The sequence below is a fragment of the Xanthomonas arboricola genome, from assembly GCF_002940665.1.
Lineage (GTDB): Bacteria > Pseudomonadota > Gammaproteobacteria > Xanthomonadales > Xanthomonadaceae > Xanthomonas > Xanthomonas arboricola_B.
Window position 1 is genome coordinate 1024248 of record NZ_MIGY01000002.1, and the last position, 15408, is coordinate 1039655.

Genomic DNA, 15408 nt, shown 5'->3' on the forward strand with positions numbered 1-15408 from the left:
AAAGACCGACTATCTTGACTGGTCCTTGCCCGGCTACCGTCGCGGGACCTTACGTGGCATGGATGCCGCGTAAGCGCCTACAAGGACGTACTTGCGGCGTGTCCCGCGATGGTAGGCGGGCAAGGGCCCTGCAGCCAGGCCGCAGATCCGTCGATCTGCAGCTGATCTATCAGCGCTATCCAGGCCCTCGGGGCACGACACCCAAAGCACAGAGACTTGGCCGTGCTGGGCGGGCAAGGGGCCTGCAGCCAGGCCATAGATCTACCGACGTCGGCTGCACCCACCTGGCGGTGGGCTGCGTCGTTTGCCAGCCGCTCAAAGAAGTAGCGCCAGCATCGAATGCATCAATTGCCCGGTCTCACCACCTGACACATCGCAGCGCTATCCTGTGCCCATGTTCAAGCCCGTCCGCCGCCTTGTCGCGCCCGCCCCGCAGGTTGTCGAACGCGATTGCCTGCGTCTGCAATTGGACGGGCGCGAGATCGCGGTGCTGCGTGTGCGCGACCCGCGTGCGCGGCGCGTCAAGCTCAGCGTGGACGAACGCGGCGCGCGGCTGACCTTGCCGCTGCGCGCAAGCCTGGTGGCCGGCGAACGCTTTCTGCAGGCGCATCTGGACTGGCTGAGCATCCAGTTGTCGCGTTATCAGCAGGTCGATGCGTTTCCGGCGCTGGAGCGTGGCGTGCCGGGGTTGTTGCCGTTACGCGGGGCCTTGTTGCCGCTCAGCTGGCACGACGGGCGCTATGCACGCATCGAGGTTACCGATGACGGCGCGCAGTTCCATGTGCCGCCCCGCCTGGGCGATGCAGGTTTGCGCCGCACGCTGAAAGAATTCTACGAAGCGCAGGCGCGCGCCGATGTCGGCCGCTGGTTGCCCACCTATCTGCCCGGCCTGCCGCGCGCACCGGCGCGGGTGCGGCTGAAGGTGATGTCCTCGCAGTGGGGCTCGCTGGCACCGGATGGCTCGATGGCGCTGGATCTGGCGCTGGTGCTCGGCCGCCCGTCCGCGTTCGAGTACGTGCTGGTGCACGAGCTCTGCCATCTGCTGCAGGCCAACCACTCGCCCGCGTTCTGGGCCGAGGTGGAACGGCGCTTCCCCGCCTGGCGCGACGAACGCAGCTATTTCCACGAGCACGGCCGCCAGCTCAAGGCGCAGCTGCGGCGGTTGTTGCAGGTGGAGTGAGGCAGGTCGTCGCGATGCAGTTGGCATCGCTGGCGCTACCTGCCGGTGGTGCCGGCACTGAGGTCTGCTGTCGCATGCAAGGCAACAAGCACGAACGTCAGCGGCGTGGCATCGCGCAGGACGCATGCATGCATTCCACGCATCACGTGTGCGGCGGCGGCAACGACGCCAGAAAACCATTGATCACCGCCGCCACCGCGTCCGGTGCTTCCATGTGCACATGGTGCGTGCCCGGCAACAACTGCAGGCGTGCATCGCGCATCAGCGCGACGCGGTGATCGCGCAAGGCATCGGGAAAGTACACCTGCGCCGGCGTGGCGAAGATGGCCTGGGTCGGGCAGGCGATGGAGGCCAGCAGCACGTCGATCTGCGCTTCGGTCATGCGGATCGCAGTGGGCAAGGTCAGGCGCGGGTCGCTGCACCAGCTATAGCCGCCTTCGACCGCGCACACGCCGCGCTCCACCAGCAGCCGCGCGGCCGGTTCGCTGAGCTGGTTGGCCATCATGCGTGCGCGCACCGGCATCTCCATCGACGGAAACACCCGCAACGGCCGCTGCGCCAGCGTGCGCGCCGAGGCTACCGCGTCGCGCAGACGGGTGGCGGTGCTCTCGACCGGCTCGGCCAGCGCGCCCAGCGCCTCGATCGCGATCAGTGCCTCGATGCGTTCCGGCGCCGCAGCGGCCAGCAGGCTGGCAACGCCGCCGCCCAGCGAATGCCCGAGCACGCTGAAGCGCTCCCAGCCCAGACCATCGGCCACCTGCAGCAGGATCGCGATTGCGCTGCTGAGCGTGTACTCGGCGCCGATGGGCAGCCACGCGCTATGGCCGTGACCGGGCAGATCCAGCAACACCAGATCCAGGTCCTGCGCGTGCAGATGCGCGCTCAGCGGCAGGAAGCTGGCGGCATTGTCGAGCCAGCCATGCAGCGCCAGCACCCGGCGCGGGCCACGTTCGGGATTGCGCAGCCCGGTGACCCGGCCAATCGCCAGGTCGCACGCAAACGGCTCCAACTTCACGCGCGTCGCGCCAACGCGGCCAGTGCCTGCGCATGCGCCGGGCTGGCGTTGAGGCAGGGGATATAGCTGAGCGTGGCGCCGCGTTCGGCCAGCGTTTCGGCAAAGCCCAGCGCCACTTCTTCCAGGGTTTCCAGGCAGTCGGTGGCAAAACCCGGGCAGACCAGGTCGAAGCTGCGCACGCCGCCTTCGGCCAGTTTCCACAAGGTCGGTTCGGCGTACGGCTGCAGCCAGCGTTCCGAACCGAAGCGCGACTGGTAGCCCATCTGCCATTCGTCCGCGCCCAGGCCGAGCGCGGTGACGATGGCCTGCGCGCTGCGCTCGCATTGCTGAGGATACGGGTCGCCGGCATTGGCCACGCGCTGCGGCAGGCCGTGGAAGGAGAACATCAGCTTCTCGCTGCGCCCGTGCGCCTGCCAGTGCGCGCGGATCGAATCGGCGATCGCCGCGACCCAGCCGGCGTCTTCGCAATAGTCCTGGATCACCTCCACCGCGATCTCCGGCGCACTCGGGCGCCAGGCATCGATCACGTCCTGGATCGAGGCGGTGGTGGTGGTGGAATACTGCGGATACAGCGGCAGCACCACGATGCGTCTGATACCGCGCGCGCGCAGACCATCCAGCGTCTTGCGCAGCGCCGGGGCGCCATAGCGCATGGCCCACTCCACGTGCCAGTCCGGCATGACCTCTTTCAGGCCCTCGGCCAGACGGCGCGTGTACACCGCCAGCGGCGAGCCGTCCGGCAGCCAGACCTTGGCGTACTTCTCGGCCGATTTGGGCCCGCGGATCGGCAGGATCACCCCATACAGCAGCGGCTTCCAGAACAGCGGCGGGATCGCCACCACGCGGCGGTCGCTGAGGAACTCGGCCAGGTAACGGCGCACGGCCGGGGCGGTGGGCGACTCGGGGGTGCCGAGATTGACGACCAGCAGGGCGGTATCGGGGGGGGTGTTCATGCGTCCCATTCTGGCAGAGCGCAGCGGTGCTGCCGAGGACAGCGCATTGATCGCTCCCATTGACCGCCTCTGACACCCCCGGCTGCGCTCACCACCGATTCATTGCGCCACCACTAACGTCGCGCCATTGCTATCTTTGACGATTGTCCTTTGGAGCTTGTCATGCCTCGTCTGTCGCGCCTGGCCCTATTGTTGTCGCTGACCTTCGCCGCCGGCCATGCCGTCGCTGGCCCGGAAGAGGACCAGCGCGCGCGTAACGCGGTGCGCGTGCTCAACGAGATCATGAAGATTCCCGAGCAGGCGATCCCGGACAAGCTGCTCGACGAAGCGCGCGCCATCGTGGTCATCCCGGACACGCTCAAGGCCGGGCTGGTGATCGGCGGCCGGCGCGGGCACGGCCTGATGTCGATGAAAAACGCCGACGGCAGCTGGTCGCAGCCGGTGTTCGTCAAGCTCACCGGCGGCAGCATCGGCTTCCAGGCCGGCGTGCAGTCCTCCGACGTGGTGCTGGTGTTCCGCAACGACCGTAGCCTGGACAACATCGTCAACGGCAAGTTCACCCTCGGGGCCGATGCCGGCGTGGCCGCCGGCCCGGTCGGCCGCAATGCCGCCGCCGCCACCGACGGCCAGCTCAAGGCCGAAATCTGGTCGTGGTCGCGCGCCCGGGGCCTGTTCGCCGGCGTGGCGCTGGACGGCGCGGTGCTGCAGATCGACGATGCCGCCGACCTCAACGCCTACGGTGGCGGCGCCACCCCGCGCATGATCTTCGAAGGGCGCACCAACGAGCGTGCCTCCACCGACGTGACCGCCTTCCGCGACCGCCTGGAAGAGGCGACCTACACCGCACGCGCCAATCGCGGTACCGATGGCAGTGCCGACGACGCGTCCGGCGCGCCGCGTCCGGCAACGCCGCCACCGGCACAGGCGGCCGCTACGCCGCCGCCGGCGGTCAACGAGGCCAGCACCGTGCCGATGCAGCCCAGCACGACGCCACCGCCGCAGCAGGGCTTCCAGCCGCTGTCCGATGGCGAAATCCGCACCGAATCGCTGGACGGCAACCGCTGACGGGCTGTCATCCCCCTGCGCGGTGCGCTGGGGTATCCTGCGTGCTCCTTCTTCTTCAGCAAGCGAGCAGATCATGGGCGGTTTCAGCATTTGGCACTGGCTGATCGTGCTGGTGATCGTGTTGCTGGTGTTCGGTACCAAGCGGCTCACCAGCGGTGCCAAGGATCTCGGCAGCGCGGTCAAAGAATTCAAGAAAGGCATGCACGACGACGACAAGCCGGCCGGCAAGCTCGGTGACGACACCCGCACGGCCGAACAGGCACGGCAGGCGCAGGCCGAGCGCGACGCGCGTTGATCCGGAGCGGCGTCGGTGTTTGACATAGGTGTTGGCGAACTGACGCTGATTGCGATCGTCGCCCTGGTCGTGCTCGGTCCCGAGCGCCTGCCCAAGGCGGCCCGGTTTGCCGGACTGTGGGTGCGCCGCGCGCGCATGCAGTGGGATTCGGTCAAGCAGGAACTGGAGCGCGAGCTGGAAGCCGAAGAGCTCAAGCGTAGCCTGCAGGATGTGCAGGCCTCGCTGCGCGAAGCCGAAGACCAGCTGCGCAACAAGCAGCAGCATCTGGAGCAGGGCGCCCGCGCGCTGCACGACGAGGTCGGGCGCGATATCGATATCCGCAGCCCGGCCACACCGGTGGCGACGCCGCTGGAGCTGGCGCATGCGGATCTGTCTGCCGGGGCGACCGCCGCGTCGGCAGGAGGTGGCGCGGACGCGCCTGAATCTGCGGCGCCGGTCATTGCGCAGGCCCAGCCGATTGCGCCGGCACCGCATCAAACGGTGGTACCGGCCCCGCATGCCGCGCATACCACCAGCGCACAGACACCGGTGAGCGCGACGCCGATCGAGCCGGGCACCGCGACGCCGCTGGCCGGGCCGGGCAAGATCCAGGAGAAACCGCCGTGAGCCTGTTCGACGACGCACAGGCCGAAAGCAGTCTGATCGAGCATCTGGTCGAATTGCGTGCGCGCCTGGTGCGCGCCCTGATCGGCCTGGGCGTGGTGCTGCTGGCGTTGCTGCCATTTTCGCGGGCGATCTATTCGTGGCTGGCCGCGCCGCTGATTTCGCAGCTGCCGCTGGGGCAGACGATGATCGCGATGAATCCGGCCGGCGCGTTCTTCGCACCGCTCAAGCTGACCTTCTTCGTGGCGGTGTTCGTCAGTGTGCCGTGGCTGCTGTACCAGGCCTGGGCCTTCGTGGCGCCGGGCCTGTACCAGCGCGAAAAGAAACTCGCATTCCCCTTGCTGGCCTCGGCGGTGGCGCTGTTCTACATCGGCTGCGCATTCGCGTATTTCCTGGTGTTGCCGGCGGTGTTCCACTTTTTGACCACGTTCAAGCCGGACGTGATTGCCATTACCCCGGACGCCAATTCGTACCTGGATTTCGTGCTGGCGATCTTCTTCGCCTTCGGTGCGAGTTTCGAACTGCCGGTGGCGCTGGTGATCCTGGTGCTGCTGGGCTGGGTCAGCCCCAAGCAGCTGAGCGAAGGCCGCGGCTATGCCATCGTCGGGATCTTCATCCTGGCTGCGGTGCTCACCCCGCCGGACGTGGTCTCGCAGCTGATGCTGGCCATCCCGATGTGCCTGCTCTACGAGCTGGGCATCATCGCCTCGCGTGCGGTGGGGCCCAAGCCCGCCTAGCGCCTTGGCTGCAGGCGCGCGCCGACATGCATGCAGGTGCGCAACCCGGCATCGCCCCGGACGCAATCACCCACGTAGGAGCGCACCCGGGCGCGACTGGGCTTTCCCGAGGAAGGCTTCGTCGCGCCCAGGTGCGCTCCTACGGAGCGAGGGCCTGCGGCGGCAACCACATCCCCGGTCAATACGATCAGGCCGCGAACACGTCCGGGCGCGAGGGCGGGGCCGGCCGGGCGACGGCGCCGTCGTGGCTGAACATCTGCTTCCAGGCGGCGTAGACCGAGCCGGCGAACACCGGCATCAGCACCGCCATCAGCAGCAGCTGGGCCAGCCACATCGCCACGGTCTGGCCGGCCACCAGGCCGACGATCAGCGCCACGATCATCACCGCGAAATAGATCGCGAAGATGGCGATGAAGGCCAGCACGAAGAACACCAGCATCGCCGGCAGGTTGTGCAGGCTGGCGCGCAGGCTCTCGCGCAGCGCATGACCGCCGGTACTGCGGTCGAACATCACCTGCGGCGGCATCACGAACAGTGCCAGCGTCATCGCCGCGAAGGTGGCGATGGTCAGCAGCAGCCACAGCAGGATGCGGCCGGCCGGCAGGCTGGCGGCCAATTGCTCGATCTGCACCGGGTCCGGCTGCGCGCCGGACTGGCTGATCTGGTTGATCTTGATCATCACCTCGGACAACTGCTGCAGCCCGCTGGCGCCGATCATCACCAGCAGCAGCACGCCCAGCAGCAGGCCGGCGATCAGCTGCGGCAGCAGCGACACCAGCAGATGCGGCGCGCGGCCGTCCTGCAGGCCGTGCAGCAGATGCGACGGCTTGGCGATGCGGCCTTCGTCGACCTCGCGGATCGCCCACAGCAGGCCGCCCATGAACAGCGGGCCGGCCAGCACCAGCAGGAACTGCAGGGCCGGGCCCAGCAGCGGCACCAGCACCGACAGCGACACCACCAGGGTGGCCGCCACGCTCCAGATCACCCCCAGCGAGCCAAGCGCCAGCGGCGCCCGCTTCAACAGCGAGAAACCGGTCAACAGCCATTCTGCGCCGGCAGACGCCGGCACCTTGCGGATTTCGCTCATTCCCATTCCGGATCGATACGCACCGGACCACCCGGCGTGGCGCGATTATCGCTGCTTTTGCGTGTGTGCGGCGGGATGAGCGTTCACTGTTTGCAGGCCGCGTGCGTGATGCACGAACCGGCGCAGCAGCTTGCGGGCGATCGGCGCGGCGGTGACCTCGCGGGCCACCGTGCGGGCGCAGTGCCCGTGGCGGGCGATGCACTCGGCGCGCGCCTGCACATAGCCGCGCATGTGGTGGGTGGCGAACTCGGGGTGGAACTGCACGCCCCAGGTGGCCTGCCCCCAGCGGAAGGCATGGCAGCGGTCCTGCCGCGAATGCGCCAGCACGATGGCGCCATCCGGGGCGCGCACCACCGTCTGCAGATGCGTGGCATGCGCCGGGAAGTGCGCCGGCAAGCCGGCAAACAACGGGTCCTGCTCGGCTGGCGGGTGCAATTCCAGCGCGATGGTGCCGGACTCGCGCCCGGCCGGGTTGTAGTCGACTTCGCCACCCAGCGCGTGCGCCAGCAGCTGGTGCCCGTAGCAGATGCCCAGCAGCGGCATGCCCTGGTGGGCGGCATCGCGCAGCCATGCGGCACTGCGCTCGCTCCAGTCGGCACGGTCGGTGACGTAGGCGGCCGAGCCGCTGACGATGGTGCCGGCAAAGCCGCCGCGGTCGGGCAGGCGGCCGCCGTTGGCGACGTCGATGGCGACGGTCTCATGCTCGGCCAGCCCGGCCGCGACCCGGATCCAGTGCCGAAAACGGCCGTATCGCTTCATCTCCGGCACGGGATGCCCGGTTTCGATGATCAGGAACGGCAGGGCGGACATGCGGACGAAGATCCAGCAGCGACGGATGCGCCCGATTGTAGGCAGCACCGGCCGGTTTTTTTCAATTGGCGTGCCAACGCATGCAGCTAAGGTTATGCCGAATGGCTATGTGCTGATGGCTGGGGTTGGTTACCTGCGCTGTGTAGATGTAAGAGCAGTGATGGCTGAGATGGTTTGTGCCACGTCGGTTCCCGACTCGGTTGCCGCGGTGATCGTGCGCCGCTGATCTGGTTGTACTCGGCCGTGCCGTGTAGTTGGTCAATGGTGATGCCTGGTCCCTGCCAATGGCGGCATGTGCGTGCCGACGTACCCTCATCCGCCCGTCGGGCACCTTCTCCCGGTGGGAGAAGGGAGCAAACGGTGGGAGAGCTGGGCGCCTCTCCCGCCGGGGCCAGCGGGCACGGCTTGCGCGCCACTGGCGCGCGTGCCTTGGAGCGCCCGCGTCGCAAACGCGCGCCGGGGCGCGGAGCGGGGGTTGGGATGAGGGATCGCCTGTGCCGACAACAGTGCACGTCCCAGGCGATCGGCCTAGTCCCGCGGCGGCAACACCGACAATACCTCTTCCACCGTGGTCAGCCCGGCGGCGACCTTTTCCAGGCCGGTGCGCCGCAGCGTACGCAAGCCCTCGCCACGCGCGGCGTGGCTGAAGCTGGCCAGGTCGGTGTCGGCGCGGATCAGGCTGCGCAGGCGCGGGTTCACCGGCAGCAACTCGTACAGGCCGACACGGCCCAGATAGCCAGTGCGGCGGCATTCCAGGCAGCCGACCGGCGCATGCACGTTCAGCACCTCCGGCAGCGCTTCGCCCGGCTCGCGGATCGCCGCCCACTCATCGTCGCTGAGCGTGTGCGGGCGCTTGCAGTGCACGCACAGGGTGCGTACCAGCCGCTGCGCCAGCACCCCGTTGAGCGTGGACGCCACCAGGTAATGCGGCACGCCCAGGTCCAGCAGACGGGTGATCGCCGAGGCGGCGTCGTTGGTGTGCAGCGTGGACAGCACCAGATGCCCGGTCAGCGAGGCCTGCACCGCCATCTGCGCGGTCTCCAGGTCGCGGATTTCGCCGATCATGATGATGTCCGGGTCCTGGCGCAGCAGCGTGCGCACGCCGCTGGCAAAATCCAGGTCGATGTTCTGTTGCACCTGCATCTGGTTGAACTCGGGCGCGATCATTTCGATCGGGTCCTCCACGCTGCACACGTTCACGTCCGGCGTGGCCAGGCGCTTGAGCGTGGAATACAGCGTGGTGGTCTTGCCCGAGCCGGTCGGGCCGGTGACCAGCACGATGCCGTGCGGGCGCTCGACCAGCGCGCTCCAGCCGGCGGCCTCTTCCGGGCTGAAGCCGAGCTGCTCGATGCTCTTGAACGCCGAATCCGGGTCGAAGATGCGCATCACGCACTTCTCGCCGAACGCGGTGGGCATCGTGGACAGGCGCATTTCCACCTCGCGCCCACCCGGCGACCGGGTCTTGATGCGGCCGTCCTGCGGGCGGCGGCGTTCGGCCAGGTCCATGCGGCCGAGCACCTTGATGCGGCTGACCACTGCGGTCATCACCGACGGCGGTACTTCCAGCACCTTGTGCAGCACCCCGTCGATGCGGAAGCGCATTCGCCCGGCCTCGCGACGCGGCTCCAGATGGATGTCGCTGGCGCGCTGTTCGTAGGCGTACTGCAGCAGCCAGTCGACGATATGCACGATGTGGTGGTCGTCGGCATTGACGTCGCCGGCGCGGCCCAGTTCCACCAGCTGCTCGAAACTGGGCAGGCCGGCACCCGGTTCGGCGCTGCGCACATCGCCGCGCGCACCGCGCACCGACTGGGTCACGCCGAAGAACTCCATCGTGTAGCGATGCAGGTCCAGCGGGTTGATCAGTGCCAGCTCAATGCGACGCCGGCTCAGATGCTGCACGTCGGCCAGCCATTCCAGCGCCAGCGGCTCGCTGGTGGCGATCAGCACGCGCTCGGCATCCAGCGCCAGCGGCAGGATGCGGTGGCGGCGCGCATACGCATGCGAGACAACACCGGTGACCGCGGCCACATCGATGCGGGTGGGATCGATGCGCAGATAGCGCAGGCCGGTGCGGGTGGCCAGCCATTCGGTCAGCCGTTCCAGCCCGAGTTCGCCGGCCGGCGGCTGCGCGGCATGCAGCTTGAGATTGGACAGCAGCACCAGCGGATGCACCTCGCTGGCATTGCGCACGCCGGCGGCGGAGAACTGCACGCGCTCGTGTTCGTGCGGCACCACCATGCCATCGGCGAGCAACGCGGCAGCCACCGGGTCGAACATCAACCGGCCGCGCGGCAGGATCGCCGCTGCGCTGTCTGGATCGGCCGTACGCCGCTGTTCCATGTTCGATGTTCCCCTGCAGCGGTGCTCCGCGGCAAAGCGCTGCGGGTCGGCCGGTATACTAGCGCACCCCTTCCGCACGGCCTTTGCTGCATGTCCGATTCCCGGCGCGTTCCAATCACTTTCCAGGGCCTGATCCAGACCCTCAACCAGTACTGGGCCGAGCAAGGCTGTGTGCTGATCCAGCCGCTGGACCTGGAAGTGGGCGCAGGCACGTTCCATCCGGCCACCTTCCTGCGCGCACTGGGACCGGAGCCGTGGAATGCGGCCTACGTGCAGCCCTCGCGCCGCCCCACCGACGGCCGCTACGGCGAAAACCCCAACCGCCTGCAGCGCTATTACCAGTACCAGGTGGCGATGAAGCCCAACCCGGACAACATCCAGGACCTGTACCTGGGGTCGCTCAAGGCCCTGGGTATCGATCCGCTGGTGCACGACCTGCGCTTTGTCGAAGACAACTGGGAATCGCCGACGCTCGGCGCCTGGGGCCTGGGCTGGGAAGTCTGGCTCAACGGCATGGAAGTCACCCAGTTCACCTACTTCCAGCAGGCCGGCGGACTGGAATGCAAGCCGGTGCTTGGCGAGATCACCTACGGGCTGGAACGGCTGTGCATGTACCTGCAGAGCTGCGACAACGTCTACGACCTGGTGTGGACCTACGGCCCGGACGGCACGCCGGTGAGCTACGGCGATGTCTATCACCAGAACGAGGTGGAGCACAGCGCCTACAACTTCGAGCATGCCAACGTGGCCGAGCTGTTCCATCGCTTCGACGCCTGCGAAGCCGAAGCCAGGCACCTGGTCGAGGTCGGCCTGCCGCTGCCGGCCTACGAGCAGGTCACCAAGGCCAGCCATGCGTTCAACCTGCTGGATGCGCGCCGCGCGATCAGCGTGACCGAACGCCAGCGTTACATCCTGCGCGTGCGTGCGCTGGCGCAGGGCGTGGCACAGGCGTATTACGCACAACGCGAGAAGCTGGGCTTTCCCGGGGTGAAGAAGTAACCGAGCCCTCTCCCCCGGGAGAGGGGTTGGGGTGAGGGTACGGAGGCGCAGCCCTCCTGCACCCAGACTCCCCAGAGCTTCGCCCGTACCCTCATCCGCCCCTTCGGGGCACCTTCCTCCCGGTGGGAGAAGGGACCCGCAAGCCCCTCTCCCCTCGGGAAAGGGATTGGGGTGAGGGGACGAGGCGCAGCCCTCCTGCACCCAGACTCCACAGAGCTTCGCCCGTACCCTCATCCGCCCCCTCGGGGCACCTTCTCCCGACCGGAGAAGGGAACACGTAAAGGTCCACGTCTTATGAGCGAACAACTTCCCCTGCTGATCGAACTGGGCACCGAAGAGCTGCCGGTCAAGGCGCTGCCGGGTCTGGCGCAGGCTTTCTTCGATGGCGTGCTGCACGGTCTGGAAAAGCGCGGCGTCGCGGTCACCCGTGGCGATGCCAAGCCGCTGTCCACGCCGCGCCGCCTGGCGGTGCTGCTGCCGGGCGTGGCCACCGAGCAACCCGAGCAGCGCTCGGAAGTGCTGGGGCCGTATCTCAACATCGCGCTGGATGCCGAGGGCAAGCCGACCAAGGCGCTGGCCGGTTTCGCGGCCAAGGCCGGGATCGACTGGACCGCGCTGGAGCGCACCAGCGACGCCAAGGGCGAGCGCTTCGTGCACCGCGCGGTGACGCCGGGCGCGCGCACCGCCGACCTGCTGCCCGACATCCTGCGCGAGGCGATCGCCGCGATGCCGATCCCCAAGCCGATGCGCTGGGGCGCGCACGAATACGCCTTTGCGCGGCCGGTGCAGTGGCTGGTGCTGCTGTTCGGCGACAGCGTGGTTCCGGCCGAGCTGCTGGGCGTGCGCGGCGATCGCCTCAGCCGCGGGCACCGTTTCATGCATCAGGGCGAGGTGTCGCTGGCGGCACCGGGCGATTACATCGAGGCCTTGCGCGCGGCGCATGTGCTGGTGGATGCGGACGCACGCCGTGCGCGCATCGTCGAAGAGGTCGAAGCCGCCGCCAGGCAGGCCGGCGGCAGTGCGCGCATCAGCGACGACAACCTGGAGCAGGTGGTCAACCTGGTCGAATGGCCGTCGGCGGTGCTGTGCAGCTTCGAGCACGACTTCCTGGCGGTGCCGCAGGAAGCGCTGATCGAAACCATGGAGATCAACCAGAAATTCTTCCCGGTGCTGGACGACGGCGGCAAGCTGACCGAGCAGTTCATCGGCATCGCCAATATCGCCTCCAAGGACGTGGCCGAAGTCGCCAAGGGCTACGAGCGGGTGATCCGTCCGCGTTTTGCCGATGCCAAGTTCTTCTTCGACGAAGACCTCAAGCAGGGCCTGGAGGCGATGGGCGCCGGTCTGGCCAGCGTCACCTATCAGGCCAAGCTGGGCACGGTGGCCGACAAGGTCGCGCGCGTGGCGGCGCTGGCCGAAGCGATCGCGCCGCAAGTGGGCGCCGATCCGGCGCAGGCGCGTCGCGCCGCGGACTTGGCCAAGAACGACCTGCAGTCGCGCATGGTCAATGAATTCCCGGAGCTGCAGGGCATTGCCGGGCGCCATTACGCCAAGGCTGCCAACGAGCCCAGCGAGATTGCGCTGGCGATCGACGAGGCCTACCAGCCGCGCTTTGCCGGCGACGACGTCGCACTGTCGCCGTTGGGCAAGGTACTGGCGATTGCCGAACGATTGGATACGTTGGCTGGCGGCTTTGCGGCCGGTCTGAAGCCGACCGGCAACAAGGATCCGTTTGCGTTGCGGCGTAATGCGTTGGGGTTGGCGCGGACGGTGATTGAGTCGGGGTTTGATCTGGATTTGAAAAAGCTGCTTGTAGAGGCTAGAAATCAGATCAATGTCCAAGCAAGTGCCAGACAATTGCTTAAAACAGAAACTGCGATCACCAAGGCAAAGGATGCTGGTGCTGCTTTGCCGCCATCTGTTGAAAAAGAAGCACATAACACGTTGGCGCAGGCGGGTCAGGATGCAGAGATTTTCGACTTCATCCTCGACCGCCTACGCGGCTACTACGCAGACAAGGGCGTGCCTGCCACGCACTTCAATGCGGTTGCCGCCTTGTTCTCGGTCGCGCCCGAAGGCGCTCCTGCAGCGCTCGGCGTAGGAGCGCACCTGGGCGCGACCCACGGCTCCCTCTACGACTTCGACCGCCGCATCGACGCGATCGGCATCTTCGCCACGCTGCCCGAAGCCGAAGCCCTGGCCGCAGCCAACAAGCGCATCCGCAACATCCTGCGCAAGGTCGACGACGAGATCCCCCGCGATATCGACACCAGCCTGCTGCGCGAACCGGCCGAGGAGGCCCTGGCCGAAGCGGTGGAAGCGGCCATCGGCGATACCGGCGATGCGCTGCACCGGCACGACTACGTCGCCGTGCTCGCACGCCTGGCGCGGTTGCGCCCGCAGGTGGACGCGTTCTTCGACGGGGTAATGGTCAACGCCGAGGACGCGCAACTGCGCGCCAATCGCCTGGCCCTACTGAAAAAGCTCGGCGACCGCCTCGGCAGCGTCGCCGCCATCGAGCATCTGTCCAGCTGATGGCCGCGTCCGCCGGCGCGGTGCACTGGCAGACCGCGCAGGCCGCGTTGGCACGCCGCGACCTGGGTGTGGCGGCGTCTGCGTTGCAGGCGCTGCTGGACGTGGAGCCGGCGCATGTGTCGGCCCGCGTGCTGCTGGCCGGCACCGTGCTGGCCAATGGCAGGATGCGCGAGGCGGTTGTGCAGCTGCGGCTGGCCGCAGGCGATCTCGGCGACGATGTGGCGATGCGTTGCCGCGTGGCGCAGGCCTTGTTGCGTGTCGGCGAGCATCGCGCACTGCATGCCTTGCTGCGGCACCCATCGGTGACGCAGTGCCAGGACGGCGCGACCTTGGCCTTGCTCGCGCACGTGCATCAGTCGCTGGGCGAACATGGCGACGCACTGGCGATGATGCAGCGTGCGCAGGCGTGCGGATTCGATGGGCCGGATTTCCGGTTTTTTTTAGCGGTGCAGTTGCAATTCAATGGTCGCCTCGACGAAGCGGCGCAGGCGCTGGAGCATGCGCTGGCGCACACGCCCGGCTATGGCCGCGCGGCGTTGACGCGTGCGCGCCTGCGCCGGCAGAGCGCCAGCAGCAACCATGTCGCGCAACTGCGTCGGCAGCTGCAGCTCGCCAAGCCCGACAGCGAAGATCGCGCCGGGCTGGCGTTCGCGCTGTACAAGGAGCTGGAAGACCTTGGTCAGACCGATGCCGCCTGGGACGCGCTACAGCATGGCAACGCGGTGATGCATGCGCGCCTGCGTCACGATGCCGACGCCGAGGCGGCGCTGTACGCGCAGCTGGGTGCGTTGGCCGACCAGGGCCTGTTCGCCGCGCAGCAAGCCGCTGCCGCGCACGGGCCGCAACCGATCTTCGTGCTCGGTTTGCCGCGCTCGGGCACCACGGTGCTGGAGCGGATGCTGGGCAATCATTCTCAGGTGGTGTCGGCTGGCGAGTTGAGCGACTTCGGCCATCAACTGCGTTGGGGCGCCGATCAGGCCGGTCGTAGCCTGCTGGATGCGCATCTGCTGCAGGCGCTGCCGACGCTGGACTACGCGCAGATCGGCGCGCGTTACCTGGAACAGACGCAATGGCGGGCCGGATCGGCACGCTGGTACATCGACAAGTTACCGGCCAACGCAGTGGCGATCGGCGCGATCGCGCGCGCCCTGCCGGGGGCATTGATCGTGCACCTGGTACGCGAGCCGATGGCGGTGTGCTTCTCCAATTACCGCGCGCTGTTCGGCGACTCCTACGCCTACAGCTACGACCTGCGTACGCTGGCGCGCCACTATCAGGCCTATCATGGCTTGATGGCGCAGTGGCGCGCGGCATTACCGGGCCGGGTGATCGATGTGGACTATGCGCAGATGGTGCGCGATCCATCCACGGTGTTGCAGCAGTTGATGGCGCGCTGTGGGCTGCAGATCGAGCCCGGGCAGAGCGATATCACCCGCAATGCGGCCGCGTCGGCCACGCTGAGCAGCGTGCAGGTGCGCGAAGGCGTGCATGGGCGCAACGTGGAAGAGTGGCGGCGCTATGCCACGCAGCTGGAACCGCTGCGGCAGGCCTTGTTGCATGCCGGCCTGATCCAGACCGACGCACGCTGACAACGGCCAGCGGAACGACGCGGGCACGCCGCCGCGACGCATGCAGTGTGCCCACAAGCGAAGTGCCTGCGTATCGCCCGCTTCGTCTGCGCACCTTTTCGGCTACTCCAAGTTCGCCTACTCGCGGCAGCGCGGACCCCGACCGCTCGATCCAAAATACTTGTCCTGGAAATGCCGGCGGCAGCCCCATGGCTGCC

At 67.8% G+C, this 15408-nt stretch carries 14 protein-coding genes; 9 read left to right on the forward strand and 5 right to left on the reverse strand.

All coding sequences use genetic code 11. The annotated features are described in order from the left end of the window. Positions 1–394: 394 nt before the first annotated feature. Positions 395–1180: a SprT family zinc-dependent metalloprotease gene (locus tag XarjCFBP7645_RS11555; protein ID WP_181126295.1), complete on the forward strand. Its 786-nt coding sequence runs from the start codon at positions 395–397 to the stop codon at positions 1178–1180. Positions 1181–1322: 142 nt separating this feature from the next. Here XarjCFBP7645_RS11555 and XarjCFBP7645_RS11560 read toward each other — a convergent pair whose 3' ends face one another. Then, a complete protein-coding gene (locus XarjCFBP7645_RS11560; RefSeq protein WP_104537911.1) occupies positions 1323–2189 on the reverse strand; it encodes an alpha/beta fold hydrolase in 867 nt (288 codons plus the stop codon). 2 nt (positions 2190–2191) lie between these two features. After that, entirely contained in the window at positions 2192–3157 is a 966-nt protein-coding gene (hemH, locus tag XarjCFBP7645_RS11565) for a ferrochelatase (RefSeq protein ID WP_104537912.1), read from the reverse strand. A gap of 153 nt (positions 3158–3310) precedes the next feature. Here hemH and XarjCFBP7645_RS11570 point away from each other — a divergent pair, with 153 nt between their 5' ends. From XarjCFBP7645_RS11570 to tatC, 4 genes are all read left to right on the forward strand, one after another. Beyond that, positions 3311–4213: a lipid-binding SYLF domain-containing protein gene (locus tag XarjCFBP7645_RS11570; RefSeq protein WP_104537583.1), complete on the forward strand. Its 903-nt coding sequence runs from the start codon at positions 3311–3313 to the stop codon at positions 4211–4213. A 73-nt stretch (positions 4214–4286) separates the two neighbouring features. Then, positions 4287–4508, forward strand: a complete 222-nt coding sequence (tatA, locus tag XarjCFBP7645_RS11575) for a Sec-independent protein translocase subunit TatA (RefSeq protein ID WP_104537584.1) — start codon at positions 4287–4289, stop codon at positions 4506–4508. A gap of 15 nt (positions 4509–4523) precedes the next feature. Then, positions 4524–5114: a Sec-independent protein translocase protein TatB gene (gene tatB / locus XarjCFBP7645_RS11580; protein ID WP_104537585.1), complete on the forward strand. Its 591-nt coding sequence runs from the start codon at positions 4524–4526 to the stop codon at positions 5112–5114. Continuing rightward, the gene (gene tatC, locus XarjCFBP7645_RS11585; RefSeq protein WP_016904254.1) at positions 5111–5848 is read left to right on the forward strand and encodes a twin-arginine translocase subunit TatC; all 738 of its coding nucleotides are present in this window, start codon (positions 5111–5113) and stop codon (positions 5846–5848) included. The genes tatB and tatC overlap by 4 nt, the downstream gene beginning before the upstream one ends. Positions 5849–6035: 187 nt before the next feature. Here tatC and XarjCFBP7645_RS11590 read toward each other — a convergent pair whose 3' ends face one another. Both XarjCFBP7645_RS11590 and XarjCFBP7645_RS11595 read right to left on the reverse strand, forming a co-directional pair. Further along, complete coding sequence (locus tag XarjCFBP7645_RS11590) at positions 6036–6935, reverse strand: BPSS1780 family membrane protein (protein WP_047130547.1); 900 nt, start codon at positions 6933–6935, stop codon at positions 6036–6038. A gap of 45 nt (positions 6936–6980) precedes the next feature. Beyond that, positions 6981–7745, reverse strand: a complete 765-nt coding sequence (locus XarjCFBP7645_RS11595; protein WP_047130548.1) for a glutamine amidotransferase — start codon at positions 7743–7745, stop codon at positions 6981–6983. Between XarjCFBP7645_RS11595 and XarjCFBP7645_RS21400 the strand changes: the two genes are divergently transcribed. Next, entirely contained in the window at positions 7744–7971 is a 228-nt protein-coding gene (locus tag XarjCFBP7645_RS21400; protein WP_146096319.1) for a hypothetical protein, read from the forward strand. The genes XarjCFBP7645_RS11595 and XarjCFBP7645_RS21400 overlap by 2 nt on opposite strands. A 302-nt stretch (positions 7972–8273) precedes the next feature. Here XarjCFBP7645_RS21400 and XarjCFBP7645_RS11605 read toward each other — a convergent pair whose 3' ends face one another. After that, positions 8274–10088 carry a GspE/PulE family protein gene (locus tag XarjCFBP7645_RS11605; protein ID WP_104537586.1) on the reverse strand — a complete coding sequence of 605 codons (1815 nt, stop codon included), beginning with the start codon at positions 10086–10088 and terminating at the stop codon, positions 8274–8276. A 90-nt stretch (positions 10089–10178) separates the two neighbouring features. Here XarjCFBP7645_RS11605 and glyQ point away from each other — a divergent pair, with 90 nt between their 5' ends. The 3 genes from glyQ to XarjCFBP7645_RS11620 all read left to right on the forward strand — a co-directional run bounded on the left by glyQ (position 10179) and on the right by XarjCFBP7645_RS11620 (position 15211). Then, positions 10179–11087 carry a glycine--tRNA ligase subunit alpha gene (gene glyQ, locus XarjCFBP7645_RS11610; RefSeq protein ID WP_047130550.1) on the forward strand — a complete coding sequence of 303 codons (909 nt, stop codon included), beginning with the start codon at positions 10179–10181 and terminating at the stop codon, positions 11085–11087. A 294-nt stretch (positions 11088–11381) separates the two neighbouring features. Beyond that, positions 11382–13622: a glycine--tRNA ligase subunit beta gene (gene glyS / locus XarjCFBP7645_RS11615; RefSeq protein WP_104537587.1), complete on the forward strand. Its 2241-nt coding sequence runs from the start codon at positions 11382–11384 to the stop codon at positions 13620–13622. Next, positions 13622–15211 (forward strand): tetratricopeptide repeat-containing sulfotransferase family protein, encoded by a 1590-nt coding sequence (locus XarjCFBP7645_RS11620; protein WP_104537588.1) that lies wholly within the window; start codon positions 13622–13624, stop codon positions 15209–15211. The genes glyS and XarjCFBP7645_RS11620 overlap by 1 nt, the downstream gene beginning before the upstream one ends. Positions 15212–15408: the final 197 nt, after the last annotated feature.

What these genes read in the sequence shown, in the direction of transcription:
- tatA (WP_104537584.1), top strand. Translation starts at nt 4,287, where the DNA reads ATGGGCGGTTTCAGCATTTGGCACTGGCTGATCGTGCTGGTGATCGTG.
- XarjCFBP7645_RS11605 (WP_104537586.1), bottom strand. Translation starts at nt 10,088, where the DNA reads ATGGAACAGCGGCGTACGGCCGATCCAGACAGCGCAGCGGCGATCCTG.
- XarjCFBP7645_RS11590 (WP_047130547.1), bottom strand. Translation starts at nt 6,935, where the DNA reads ATGAGCGAAATCCGCAAGGTGCCGGCGTCTGCCGGCGCAGAATGGCTG.
- hemH (WP_104537912.1), bottom strand. Translation starts at nt 3,157, where the DNA reads ATGGGACGCATGAACACCCCCCCCGATACCGCCCTGCTGGTCGTCAAT.
- glyQ (WP_047130550.1), top strand. Translation starts at nt 10,179, where the DNA reads ATGTCCGATTCCCGGCGCGTTCCAATCACTTTCCAGGGCCTGATCCAG.
- glyS (WP_104537587.1), top strand. Translation starts at nt 11,382, where the DNA reads ATGAGCGAACAACTTCCCCTGCTGATCGAACTGGGCACCGAAGAGCTG.
- XarjCFBP7645_RS11595 (WP_047130548.1), bottom strand. Translation starts at nt 7,745, where the DNA reads ATGTCCGCCCTGCCGTTCCTGATCATCGAAACCGGGCATCCCGTGCCG.
- XarjCFBP7645_RS11555 (WP_181126295.1), top strand. Translation starts at nt 395, where the DNA reads ATGTTCAAGCCCGTCCGCCGCCTTGTCGCGCCCGCCCCGCAGGTTGTC.
- XarjCFBP7645_RS11570 (WP_104537583.1), top strand. Translation starts at nt 3,311, where the DNA reads ATGCCTCGTCTGTCGCGCCTGGCCCTATTGTTGTCGCTGACCTTCGCC.
- XarjCFBP7645_RS11620 (WP_104537588.1), top strand. Translation starts at nt 13,622, where the DNA reads ATGGCCGCGTCCGCCGGCGCGGTGCACTGGCAGACCGCGCAGGCCGCG.
- XarjCFBP7645_RS21400 (WP_146096319.1), top strand. Translation starts at nt 7,744, where the DNA reads ATGCGGACGAAGATCCAGCAGCGACGGATGCGCCCGATTGTAGGCAGC.